At 36.3% G+C, this 13,437-nt stretch carries 10 protein-coding genes and 1 pseudogene; 1 reads left to right on the top strand and 10 read right to left on the bottom strand.

Features of this window, described 5'->3' with window-relative positions:
• Positions 1 to 145: 145 nt before the first annotated feature.
• From DXB52_RS00055 to DXB52_RS00040, 5 genes are all read right to left on the bottom strand, one after another.
• Positions 146 to 1,594, bottom strand: coding sequence for a cohesin domain-containing protein (locus DXB52_RS00055; RefSeq protein ID WP_117960214.1), 1,449 nt, complete (start codon positions 1,592 to 1,594; stop codon positions 146 to 148).
• Between the two features lie 160 nt (positions 1,595 to 1,754).
• The gene (locus DXB52_RS00050) at positions 1,755 to 3,305 is read right to left on the bottom strand and encodes a BCCT family transporter (RefSeq protein WP_117874954.1); all 1,551 of its coding nucleotides are present in this window, start codon (positions 3,303 to 3,305) and stop codon (positions 1,755 to 1,757) included.
• 17 nt (positions 3,306 to 3,322) lie between these two features.
• Entirely contained in the window at positions 3,323 to 4,180 is an 858-nt protein-coding gene (locus DXB52_RS00045; RefSeq protein ID WP_117960212.1) for an NTP transferase domain-containing protein, read from the bottom strand.
• Positions 4,173 to 4,811, bottom strand: coding sequence for a phosphotransferase (locus DXB52_RS16420; protein WP_318546074.1), 639 nt, complete (start codon positions 4,809 to 4,811; stop codon positions 4,173 to 4,175). Before DXB52_RS16420 ends, DXB52_RS00045 begins: the two co-directional genes overlap by 8 nt.
• Positions 4,772 to 5,917 (bottom strand): NTP transferase domain-containing protein, encoded by a 1,146-nt coding sequence (locus DXB52_RS00040; RefSeq protein WP_318546073.1) that lies wholly within the window; start codon positions 5,915 to 5,917, stop codon positions 4,772 to 4,774. Before DXB52_RS00040 ends, DXB52_RS16420 begins: the two co-directional genes overlap by 40 nt.
• Before the next feature lie 206 nt (positions 5,918 to 6,123).
• On the opposite strand from DXB52_RS00040, the gene DXB52_RS00035 reads away from it, so the two are divergent.
• Entirely contained in the window at positions 6,124 to 7,677 is a 1,554-nt protein-coding gene (locus DXB52_RS00035; RefSeq protein ID WP_181981394.1) for a glycoside hydrolase family 25 protein, read from the top strand.
• Positions 7,678 to 7,862: 185 nt separating this feature from the next.
• On the opposite strand, the gene DXB52_RS00030 is transcribed toward DXB52_RS00035, so the two are convergent.
• The 5 genes and pseudogenes from DXB52_RS00030 to DXB52_RS00010 form a co-directional block, all read right to left on the bottom strand.
• On the bottom strand, positions 7,863 to 9,380 hold the full coding sequence (locus DXB52_RS00030) for a lipopolysaccharide biosynthesis protein (protein WP_117909512.1): 1,518 nt from the start codon (positions 9,378 to 9,380) through the stop codon (positions 7,863 to 7,865).
• A 194-nt stretch (positions 9,381 to 9,574) separates the two neighbouring features.
• Positions 9,575 to 10,591, bottom strand: a complete 1,017-nt coding sequence (locus DXB52_RS00025) for an alcohol dehydrogenase catalytic domain-containing protein (RefSeq protein ID WP_117909514.1) — start codon at positions 10,589 to 10,591, stop codon at positions 9,575 to 9,577.
• Positions 10,585 to 11,295, bottom strand: a complete 711-nt coding sequence (locus DXB52_RS00020) for an IspD/TarI family cytidylyltransferase (RefSeq protein ID WP_117909516.1) — start codon at positions 11,293 to 11,295, stop codon at positions 10,585 to 10,587. Before DXB52_RS00020 ends, DXB52_RS00025 begins: the two co-directional genes overlap by 7 nt.
• Positions 11,296 to 11,321: 26 nt before the next feature.
• On the bottom strand, positions 11,322 to 12,386 hold the full coding sequence (locus tag DXB52_RS00015; RefSeq protein ID WP_117960206.1) for a hypothetical protein: 1,065 nt from the start codon (positions 12,384 to 12,386) through the stop codon (positions 11,322 to 11,324).
• Position 12,387: 1 nt separating this feature from the next.
• Positions 12,388 to 13,373 (bottom strand): annotated as a pseudogene (locus DXB52_RS00010) (O-antigen polysaccharide polymerase Wzy family protein).
• Positions 13,374 to 13,437: the final 64 nt, after the last annotated feature.

Here is a 13,437-nt window from a genome sequence, read left to right as displayed (position 1 = left end):
ATTGTGATAAATCTGTGTATAATCAATTAATAAAGATTGAAAAGAACGATAGAAAAACAGGATCAGAACTTTCTTCTTGAACAGTTCTGATCCTGTCTATATGTTTTCAACTACCTAATCAGTATCTTTCATCCTTCTCTTAAACTTACAGATCAATGAAATCTACATCATAATCATCTGATTTTTTTCCTTTTTTTGATTTCTTAGCGGATTTTCCTAAATTTCTTGTATTCCCTGTCGGCGCATCATAATCATCATCGTAATCATCATCAAAATCATAATCAGCATACTCATCATCAAAGGCGTCGTAATCATCATTAAAATCATCATCATAACCATCGTCATAATCATCATCTTTTACTTTTTTACGTCCAAACGCCTTTCTGTCTGACTTCTTAGCAGCAACCGGCTCGTCATCTTCTTCATCTTCTTCATCTTCAAAAGGAATATCATACTCGTCATACAGATCATCAAGTTCCTGATTTCTATGCACAAGTTTTACTGCAAACATAATCATAAGAACAAGTAATACAACTACGATGAGTGCTCCTCCAGCCAGAAGAACAATTGGATGCTCTTTTACAAGCGACTCCAGTTTTCCAACAATCCCTTTTGCGTCCTTCTTTGTACTGTCTGTTGTCTGAACATCTACACTCTGATAAGTTCCATCCTGTGAATCATACTGATAGAACCCTTTTTCACCTGTTCTTGTATTCACTGCATACAGAAGATCATAACGATCATTCTCTGGATTTGCCCAATATGGATATGTCTGATCTGCTACTGTAAGTTCCCCTTCCTGGTATGAATCCGGAAGTTTTGCTCCTCCATTATCTGCTAAAAGAATAATCGATGTTGTGTCAGAAATCTTCAATTCTGTATATGGAACGAATGTAGAATCGTCCTCATTGTAGAGGAAAAACTTTCCTTCTCCGGAAGCATCTACCAAATATCCAAGTGTAACGCCAGCCTCATTAGCAACAAACTTGTGCTCTTCTCCATTGAATGTCTTTGTAGTCTCACTATATCCTACCGGAATCGCAGATGTTGCAAATTCTTCTGAGAAGTTATAATCTGTTCCATTCACATTTACCGTAATATCAGTAGCTGCGCCAGTTGATTCACTTCCATTTGCCTCAATCTCTGTTGAACCATCATCTGCCTGTCCAATCTTAATTGCGGAAGATCCCTGGTCTAATGTCAGTGTCTCATCTGAATACAGATAAGCCTTTGAGCTGTCAACTGTGATCGTTGTATCTCCCATCTTCAATGCTTTAAACGTCATTGTAGTACGAAGTTCTGTCGCTGTTCCGTCTCCGCTTCCTGAGTATGTAAGCTTGCCATCACTGTCTGCTGTTACACCCTCTCCGCTTTCAAACTGAAGTGCAGAAGTATCATAACTCATTGTAATATCTGCATCTCCAACAGCTGAATTTCCAGATCTCACAACAAGATCTACACTTACTTCCTCTCCAACCTTTGTCTGTGGATCAGAGAACATCAGAGAACCATCAGCTGCACTTACAATTGTGCTGAACATTGGCACTGTAAGACACAGTGATAATGCTACTGCCGCCAATTTCTTTGCTTTCATATAATTACCCCTTCTTTTGTTGTCTTAAACTTATATACTATCCTATTGTACACTGTTTGAGTGGAGTTGTCTACATGGAAGAATACATTTTAAAAACTTTCAAAACTATAAAAAGAAAGATAACAATGCATTAAGCACTGATATCTCTCTTTTTATCCTCTTACTTTTTCCTCTGTTTTTCATTTTCTTCCATAAATTTCTTTGCATCCTTCATAAAACTCAGCACAATCAACACAATAACTGCGCCAATTGGGAATGCTGCAATAATACTAACCGACTGCAGATTACTCATTGAACTTTCCGAAAACACAAGTGCAATTGGAAGGAGAATCAGCAGGATACACCACATCAACTGAATCAGTCTGTTTGGATTCTCATCTTCTCCCAGTCTGTGATAACTATAGCATGATGCTGTCAGTGCAATTGAATCAAATGAAGTTGCATAAAATGCAATCATTGTAATCAATACCAGAGCAAGTACAAACGGTGCACAAGGCAGAGAACGTATTACTCCAATGATCATTGTATACAGATCTCCCGTCTTCTCATAAGCAGCGATAAAATCCATCTGTCCACTAATCTGTTTTCCAAGAGAATAATTTCCAAGAACAATAAAGCTTACAATTGTTGATCCAACACCAAATACATATCCTCCAAGAATGGTCTGACGAACTGTTCTTCCTCTGGAAATGTTTCCGATAAAGAACGGAGCTGCCACACACCATACCATCCAGTATGCCCAATAGTAGATTGTATAGTTCTGTGGGAATGATGTTGTTCTTTCCGGGTCTGTAAATGTTGAAAGCTCAAAGAAATTTTGAACCACTTTTCCAAGAGATGCAAAACCATTTTCAATAATGAATTTTGTTTCTCCTCCAAAAAGTAATACAAACAAAAGCAATCCGAAGAACAGGTATACGCAGGCTTTCGCAAGAAAACTAATTCCTTTAAATCCATGTAACAAAGAATAAGTATAAATAACACATGTAATCAAAATAATTATAATCGTTACAACTGTACGGCTCAGTTCGATATGAAACAGTTCATTAATAATACTTGCCATCAAAGGTGTCGCAATACTAAATGTTGTTGCTGTTCCCGCAATCAGAGCAAATACTGCAAGCAGGTCAATGATTCTTCCCAGCATTCCATCTGTATGTTTTCCAAGAATCGGTCTGCAGGCTTCAGAATATTTCTGTCTTTCACGATTACGTACATGAAGCATAAATCCAAAAGCAACTGCAAGCACAAGATAGAATCCCCACGGAATCAAACTCCAGTGGAAAATCGGGAAAACGCCTGCCCATTCACGGATACTTCCAAGTTCTGCAATGTGCGGGTCTGTCGCATACATGACCCATTCTGAGAAAGAATAGAACAGAATGTCTGCCGCAAGTCCTGCTGTAAACATCATGGAACCCCATGCAAAGAAAGAATATTTTGGTTTTTCAGTCTGAGCTCCCAAAACAATATTTCCATACTTTGATGTTGCTACATAAATAGATAACAGGAATACACCTAATCCAATCACAAGATAATAAGTTCCAAATGTATCACCAAATACATATCTAATCTGACTAAGCACCTGATTGGATTGCTCCGGCTTAAAGAAGAATAAAATACATAAAACCACAATAAGCCCTAATGGCAATAATGTAATAAGCCAGTCAACCTTCTTTTTCTCTGTCTGTTTTGTCTGTTTCGTTTCCATTTGCTTTCCTTTCCGACTTACCTTGTCTTTAATCCTGATGTATAAGAATACTCATATTTCTTTCCATCACATAAGAACTCAAATCCAATCACATCTCCATTGGATTTCACCGGTTTCATCTGTATCATTTTCCCTTCCGGACAATTCAATTTCTCTGAAACCTCCCGAAGTACTTTGCTGCCCGTACATTCTTTGTACTTTACATCAAATTCCCTTAATTCATCAATACTGTCAAACTCTTCAATAATACCGGCATCATACTTTCTGATATACATTTCCATTTCATCCATATGCGCCATATAAAGATTTTCCCAGTATTCATCCCACAGTTCTTTTTTCTGAAAAGCTTCTTCAAGATACGGCAGCAACTGTGTACTGAATTTTTCATTAAAGAATACATGACCTTTCATCACCCATGCATTCTCGCCACCAATCTGAACCCCTATGATTTTCCCTGTATTATCAGTCTTGATACACCACTCTTCTGTAGCACCATCTGCATATTCAGAAGCATAAAATGCATTTTCACTTTCTTCCATAAATACATTTTCTGTGAAATAATTGTCTGCTGAGCAAATCCAGGTATTTTTCAAATATTCTCTCGCAACATACAAAGTAGAAAAATTATTCATTTGTTTGTAATATGGATTTTCAACAAGAATTACATGATATTTTTCTTTCAGATATTCAAACTTTTCTTTCAAATATCCGACTACGATAACAATTTCATCAATTCCTGCTTCTCTCAGCTGTCCAATCTGACGTTCAATCATAATTTCGTCTTTCACATTCAGAAGTGCCTTCGGTGTCTCCAGTGACAATGGTGCAAATCTTGAGGACATTCCGGCAGCCATGATAATAGCATTTCTAGTCATTTTCCATTCTCTCCTTTGCAAGCCTGTAAAATTCTTTTGCATAACGATACTGTTTCAGAGAATACTCACCAAACTCCACTCCGAGGATTCTCTTATATTCGCACCAGTTACTCCATAAGAAACCGCAGATTGCTATATAGCAATATATCTTTGTTCTGACTTCTTCCAGACACCCTTCTGTAAAATAAGCATCAATCAAACGATCAATCTGTTCTTTCTCATACAATGCATAAATTGCAAACATAGCAATATCTACATGTGGATCCTGCATTCCTGAATACTCCCAATCAATAAGATATATCCTGTCATCCACAAAGAGAAAGTTATCCGGAACTGCATCAATATGAGTTAATGTATACTCTTTTTCCTGCTGATCAACAAAGAATTTCAGTTCATACATTTTTTCCTTTGTCTTCTCATAATCGCGATAAATGGATTTCTCTCCATTTCTGTACTGTTCATATTTTTCAATCTGCTCAAACAAGTCAAAAGAATGATCTACTTTCAGATTCTGCTCATGTACATTTCTCAGATACTTCATGCATGCTTTCACATCATTTTCATTTTCTGCATCACAATTCCTTGCACCCTCTAAAAATTCTGTAATCTTATACCCTTTTTCTTTCGACATATATCGAACTGGATCACAGATCCTTTCGGACCAATCACCTGATAAACATCATACTCCTGGCTTCTATTAATCATCTTATCCGTTCCTTCTCCCGGAACTCGCATGATATAACGCTTTTCACCACAACGGAAGCGGAACGAACGGTTAGTCATTCCTTTTTTCAGGGGTTCAATCTCTGTGATTTCTTTCTGTTCACAAGAAAGCGTCTCTGCAATAATATCAAGAAGTTCTGAATTCAGCTGATCTGAATTCTCATCAAGATCTCTCAACTGCTCCAATGTATTAATCTCCAGAACATCTCCTTTTTTTACTTCTTTCGGGAAAAGAATCATTTTCCCTTTCTCCATTGCTGCATCTTCCCAAAATGAATTGTAATATCTGCGATGTTCTTTCATTTCACTGATTTTCTGTTCTAAAGTTCTTGCACTTTCTTTATTGATGTAAGCAATTCCTACCATATGATTACCAGCTTCCGAATCACCAACTGCTTTTAATTCCATCTTTCGATTCATACGAATCGTACTATCCTCATCCGGCATCTCATCAATCATGTACCAGGAATACAGTTCAGTCTCTGAGAAAGGATTTGTTCTGCACCAAAGATCACACGGTACAATATACGCATTTTCCAATCTATCTTTTACCTTTGCCAACGAAAACAGATTGTTCTTTACTGCATATTCCTTATTATAAACCAGCTCTACTCCATACTCATCGATCAGGTATTCATACTGTTCTTTCATAAATCCAACAACGATAGTGATCTTATGGATTCCTTTTTCTTTCAACTGTTTAATCAGTCGTTCTACTAAGGTTTCACCTCTTACTTCAAGCATTCCCTTGGACACTTCTGTATTAATCGGTATCATTCGCATTCCCGCTCCAGCTGCAAGAATCACTGCCTGATTTGGTCTATTCTCTGTAAATAACTCTTTTGCCTGTTCGGTCAATCTATAATCTGCATTCAGATAACCGGCTTTCACAAGTTCTGCTAATGAAGTATTCACTTTACCAAGTGAATAACCAGAAGCTTCTGATAACTGTCTCTGATTTACATATGCTTCTTTTTTTATGATGTTCAGTAAATCAAGCTCTTGTTTGTTCATGTACTTATATTTCTCCTTTTTCGTGAACTACAGGTAGTATAGCACCTTTATTTTTATAATGCAAGACAATATTTTAAATATTTTAAATTTTTCTTACTTAACTAGATTCTCATTTTACTTAATGATATAATCATTTTGAATAACTGATTGATTTTACGTTAATAACGGGGAAACTGTATGCTACCCCTATGGAAAGGAGAACATATTTGCACAAAAAATATTTATTTAAAAAAGGATTCGCATTATTCACCTTGATATTTTTAACTGGTTCTTTCTCATTAACAGCACATGCCGAAGAAGAAACAGATACAGCTGGCTCTTCTCTTGGAAAAGAAGTCATAGATTCTTTTAATTTCTATGAGCTTGCTACCTGTGATTCTTCTTCTGGTCAATGGATTCAAGACAGTAAAGGATGGTGGTATGCCCATTACGATGGTAGTTATTCCACAAACGCCTGGGAATGCATTAATGGTGAATGGTATCGTTTTGATTCCAATGGCTATATGGTCACCGGATGGACGATGGTCTATAAAAAATGGTATTATATGGATGAGAATGGTGTTAGAACAACTGGTTGGAAGCTAATCGACGGACAATGGTACTATTTTAATTCCAGCGGAGTGATGCAAACTGACTGGACTAAGATTAATGGGCAATGGTATTATTTCAATAGTAATGGTTATTGGATTGACAATAATAGCTATGAAAGCGGGTCTTTAAAAGGGATTGATGTCTCTCAGTGGCAAGAAAGTATCGACTGGACTGCTGTTAAAAAGGATGGTATTCAATTTGCATTCATACGAGTTGCTCATGGTTCAGAGCATAAACTAGATACCTATTATAATCAAAATATGACAAATGCAATTGCAGCCGGAATCCCCGTAGGTGTTTACTATTACAGCACGGCCACAACTGAAAATCAATCATTAAATGATGCACAGTTTGTAATTGATCAACTACAGGGATATAAGATTTCATATCCAATTGTTCTCGACTTAGAAGATTCCTCACAAAAAAATCTAAGTAAGGCACAGCTTGGGCGAATAGCGAAAACATTCTTTGATGAAATTCGTCGAGCTGGATATGAACCAATGCTGTATTGTAATGAAGACTGGTATAAAAATCATATCGATACTTCTTATCTGTCCGGAATTGATCTTTGGATTGCACGTTATAACTATAAATATGATTTATCCATTCAAAGGAACATATGGCAGAGCAGCTGCAAAGGAATAGTAGATGGAATTTCAGAAAATGTAGATCTTGATTTTGGTTTCAAGGATTATACTCAATATATCACTCCGCGAACTTACTCTGCTGAAGGATATACAAAGGATAACGGATACTGGGTTAAAAATAATACTGGTTGGTGGTACTGCCATTTTGATGGAACTTACCCTGCAAATTCATGGGAATACATCAAAGGAAACTGGTACTGGTTTAACTCCAATGGCTATATGGTAACCGGCTGGACATACATCAATGGTTGCTGGTACTATATGAACTCCAGTGGTGCTATGGTAACCGGCTGGACATACATCAATGATTGTTGGTACTATTTGAACTCCAGTGGTGCTATGGTAACCGGTTGGATTTATTATAATGGATACTGGTATTTCATGAACTCTTCTGGTCAAATGCTGACAAACCAATGGATCTCCGGAGTCTACTATGTAAAATCCGATGGACGCATGGCAGTTTCTCAATGGGTGGATAATTCTCGTTATTATGTCGGTGCTGATGGGGTTTGGATACCATAATGTTGTAATCGAAATTAATCCAACTAAAAATAAAAAGGGGCAGTTTTTCACGACTGACCCTTTTTTATCCGAAAAATGTGCGGAAAACGTTGATTTTATAAGAGAACTCCTCACTTGGTAATATAAGAACTCCGATTGAGTACAACAAAGACTGGAATCATTTCAAAGCTTCCCCTATTTTTCTTCTATTCCTTTTTAATTATATCATTCACCCGATGTCTAAGTTGCATAAATTCATCTGGTTCAACCACATAATTTATCACCACAACAAAAAAAACACTTGTCAGCCCCATTCCTATTGCATAGAGAAACCATGTAGTAAAAGATGTTATTTCCTGCGGAATAACATATGTTCCAACCGTACAAAGAATTGCCACTGTAAATACATTTCTCAAAATTCGAAACATGGATTTTTTTGCACATCCTTTTACCAGATGTCGACTTGTATAGAACACAATTTCAAAAGAACGATATCCATAAGAACATACTGTACCAAGAAGAACTCCTGCCATGCCGAACTTCCATACCAGTCCAAGAGAAACCGTAATATTTATCACAGCTTCCAAAATCGCCTGATATCTCGTTTCCTTATAATGCCCTGCTGCGCAAATAATCGTCAATCCCGGAATCCTTACATTTTGCATAAAAACAATTAATGTAAACAAAATTCCAAGAACCGGACGTACATACTGTACATCTGTCAGGTTAATGGTATATACCCCGACAAAAGGCAGGATCAGGACTCCCATGCAGGCTATCACAATAAACATGATTACAAAATACATATACTCATAACTTGAATAGCTCTTTTTTAGTGTCTCTTCCTCATTCTTGGCGATCACTTCTCCAAATCCTGCAGTCAGACCATTCGAAAAAGATGTCATCAGCTGATTCACGGCATTAACCACCATCATATAGATTCCATATACACTGACTTCAAGAAGAGACTTTGCTCCCAGACAGATTGTCAGCACTGTCGTATCAGTATTATTTACAATAATACCAACAACCTGATGAAGCAATGCCGCATTTTTTTGTTTCAAAGCACCTTCATTCGGTTCTGCATAAAAATCTAATGCAGGATATTTTCGTTTTACATAGATTTTAACCAATACAAGACGAAGCATGTATACACCGGTTGCAACTGCCTTTACAAAAAGAACACCTGCTCCAATATAAATCAGAAAAATAGAAACAACCATATTAACGATCGTTCCTGCTGCCTGAATCAGTGCAACCACATACCCTTCCTGATTTGCAGTCAATAAAACTCTGTATTTACCTAGAAAAAAGTAATCCACTAAAGTACTTCCTGCCAAGACAAGTATCATCCAGCGCACAAGACTATTCTCAAGCTGTCCTGAAATAAAAAACGGATAGACCCCTATAAGTACCAGTGTTAATGCCAGAAATAGCATTCCGGATTTATTATAAAATTTTCTTGTCGCCGAAAGAATTGAATTCACTTCTTCCGTCTGTTTCAACGCAAGAGGTGTATAGAGAGCAACAACTGTTGCTGTTCCTACTCCTGCTTCTGCCAGACCCAGATATGTTAAAAACTGATTTACTGAAGTGATCATTCCATTCACACTTGATCCATATGCCTCAAGAATAAAACGTGGCAATATCAATCCAGACAAAAGAACAATTACCTGTAAAAGCAGACTTGCCACCATATTTTTTAATGCCTGTTTTCCTCTCATGAGATTTCCTTTCCTCTACTTTTTCTTTTATTGATGCTGATCATGATAGGTCCATGCGTGAGGTGTATGGTCTAGATAAATCACTACGAAAGTAACACTCTCATTAAAGTGGCTCATTCCGTCTGGATAGGTGCTCACGCCACACCGGACGGGCGGCTCTGCCGCACGAGAATATTCAGTTAACATTTATGCAATTATACGCTCCATTTAAATACAGTCTTAAAGTCTGTATCTATGTCAACGCTGAATGCTTTATGTATATCTGAAATGTTTTTTACTTCGTCTGTTTCATAGATTATTGATTTAAGTCTTCTCTGGATACTCTTATCCTCCATAAACTTAATGGCATTTTCAAAGTCAACGCGTCCTGAACGGCTGCTTCCTACAAATGTAAGACCTTTCTCAAGAATATCTCTTGTATTTATAGGTACCTTGTTTTCCGATACACCCATAAGCATAACTGTTCCCTGTGGATTGATATATTTAATAATATTATCAATAGCGTAGAAACTTCCCTCTCCACCTGCACACTCAAAAGCATGATCCACATTAAAACCTTCTTCAAGGTCATCAGCAAGTATTGTCTCATCAACAAATGAGAACTGTGAAAGTTTACTTGTATTCTTACCTATAACGATTATCTTTGTATCCGGATATTTCTTCTTAAGGATACTGCTCACAATAAATGCAAGACTTCCGTCTCCCCATATACCGATTGAATTTTTATATTCATGAGAAATAAGACTGAATCTTAAATAAGCATGCATTCCAACACTTATAAATTCTGTAATTGCTGCAATTCTCTTATCTATATCGTCAAAAGCTACTACTCTGTCTGCAGGAAGATTTACGAACTCTCTCATAAATCCGTCATGCCCGCTGCTTAAGAATCCACCGCCTTTTCCATAATTCTCGTAAATAACCTTCTCTTCTCTGTTTCCAGGTATATTTGGTATCATTACAACAGACTGTCCTACTTTAAAAGTTCCTGTAGGATCATGGATAACACGTCCGCATGCTTCATGTATAAGAGCCATAGGAAGCTTTTTCCTTAAAATCTTTATATCTCTTTTACCCTGATAATATCTCTGATCAGCATGACAAAGAGCAAGATATTCAGGTCTTATAATAACCTGATCTTTAGTATCAACATCTTCATGTTTTACGGATATTGTCTTAGGTGTGATCAACTGATAAACACTGTTTAACATTTTATATCCTCCATAATAAGTGCTGTAGCCGCTTTCATATCATCGATTGTAGTGATCTTCATATTAGAAACTTCACCTTTAACAAGTCTTACAGGAACGTTTCTAACAACACAGATTTTGCATGCATCTGTAAGGATCTCTTTTTCATCATCTGAAAGATCATTGTAAAGTTCTTTTAATTTTGAAATTTTAAATGTCTGAGGTGTCTGTCCCTGGAACATCTGTCTTCTGTCTGGAATAGATGTAATCTTTTCTCCATCTTCAGAAACAACAATAGTATCAACTGCGCTTATAACTGTATCAACAGCTCCGCATTCTTTAGCCATCTCAACATTTTCTCCTATAATTCTAAGTGTAACAAAAGGTCTTACCGAATCATGTGTAACGATAATATTATCCTCATCGTCTCCGTTTCTCTTCTCGATCTCATCAATAATATTAAAGATCGTTGAGTTTCTGTCAGTTCCTCCCGGAACAAGGATTATATTTTTATCTGAATCAATGTATTTCTTAATAAGATCTTCTGTATAATCAATCCAGTCTGGATGAACGCCTACATAAATCTCATCAATGTCAGGAGAAAGAATAAACTTTTCAATTGTATGAATTATAATAGGTCTGCTTCCTAACATAAGGAACTGTTTTGGCTTGTCAATTCCCATTCTTGTTCCTTTTCCGCCTGCTAATATTGCACCAAATACCATTTTTGTTTCCTCCCGCTTAAATAACTTTATAATGGAATATTTATAACTCCTGCAACTTCTTTGCCAAAGTTTTCAGCCTGTCTTAAGGCTTTTTCAAAGTCTCTGTAACGTGTTATACCACACTCTTCAATAAACATGATCTTATCTGCTGCAAGAACTGCATGTGTATCTTTTGCATTGACAATATCATATTTTACGCTGCTTTCGTCTTTTGCGAGTTTTTTATCAAAAGAAGTTTTAACTTTATCTGAAGTAGTCATAAGTGTAACTTTACCTTCATTTTCTTCAACGTATTTAAGAACTTCTGCAAGATCAGCTGTTCCTCTGTATTCGTAAATAAATTTAAGGCCGTATTTCTCAAATGCTGAAACACCATTCATTGAAGGGTTAAATACATAGAGAACAAAATTCATAAATAATACAAAGAATACTGCAAATATAAATGCAATAACTGCACCTTTGATAATTGTTCCCTTATTGATAGCAACACCTTTAACTGCGATCTCATCTTCATTTTCAGTATCTGTTGGTGAGCTTGTTGTAAATGAGTTTACTTTATTTATAGTTACATTTTCAAGATGAGTTTCTGCTTCTTTTACAAGAGCATCAACCTTTTCCTCGACAAGCTCATTAAACTCTTCACTTGCTGTTAAAAGTCTTACAGTTACAGAACCATTTTCCGCGGTACTTTTAACTTCAATCTTACCAGACCAGTAGTTGCTGTCTGTATTTCTAAGCTGTACTTTATCAATTGAAAGATCATCAGAAATCTTATCTAAAACTTTCTCGTCTACATCCTCAAAAATATATGCACCATTCATATTTGCATAAATAAGATTAGCGAAAAATTCACTAAATGGCTCTAATTTCTCACCATTCTCACCGACAGAAACTCTGTCTGATTCTACGTTATAAACAATATATGTAGAATAGTTTGTTCCATGTGAAGTATCAGCATCCTTATGCTGAACTGCTTTTAAAACAAATGGAGCAAGCACAACTAAAAATGCCGCAAGTGCAACAATAATGTTTTTCTTAAAGTTTTTGTAAGTGTTAGCTAATAAATCTGCTAATGAATAATTTTCAAACATTTTATTTCTCCTTTTTTAAATCAAAGTCCTCATAATCGCTTTTCGTATACCGCTCGAGCATGGTCGCCCCGAAGAATATAACAAACATAACTATCCAGAACTGAACTGTAAATAATGGCATGAAGCTTGACATAAAGCTGGCACGTGGTGTGAACAGTATGTCCTGAAGCATTACAAGACTTAAGGCCATTGGAAGGACCTTCTTTGCATACGCTAACTTCATCATAGCCACAAGAATGATTCCAAGTATTATACTAAATACAAATACTCCTATATATCTGTAATCAGTAAAAAGTTCCATAATATAACTACTTCCTATACCATGACCCTGAAGGTAATCATCTCCCATTACAATATAAGAAATGTTATGGGCATAACTATTACTTTCAAAAGCAAGTTCTATAGAGTTATTTTCAGGAAGCGGAGTTGTTCCAAACAACATTCCCCCTATATTTCCTCTATAGAAATAATCAATGATTGGTCCAAATGTATAATTTTTAAAAGCTCTTACCGGAAGATAGCATTCATATAAGTATCCTTTTGCAAGAACGCCAAAGCTTGTTCCCTGTTTGTAAATAAAATCTATAAGAAGCGCCATAATTCCGTTTGTTGCAACTTCCGCATCATCTCTTAGGTAGTTCATGGCACCCATGCCAAGCATAAGTACGGGTACTGATGCTATAATAAGAGTTTTTTCCACTTTGCTATCCAGACTTCCTTCTTATCGCTAAACTGTCTCATACAGTAATATATTAAGGCAAACAGAAGACTTAGTATAAATGGGTTTCTAGTTCCTATAAGAAGGTATATACCATTTGACATAACATACATTGCAAGTACTATAAACGCATGCTTTTTCTTAGGTTTAGTCGCTAGATATACACACATTGAGAAGAACATAAACACTGATATAAGATAAACTATATAAGGAAGTTTACTTGTAAATGTTGCATAATAGTCATAGTAAGTTGTAGTTCTTCTATACATATATCTTTCGACTATTCTTGCAAGATAGAACGGGAAACTTGCTCCAAAAAAAACAAAGTGATGT

It is taken from the genome of Ruminococcus sp. OM04-4AA (assembly GCF_003462585.1).
Taxonomy (GTDB): Bacteria; Bacillota; Clostridia; order Lachnospirales; family Lachnospiraceae; genus Mediterraneibacter; species Mediterraneibacter faecis.
Note: the sequence above shows the minus strand (reverse complement) of the source record. Positions and strands in the feature narration are given on the sequence as shown.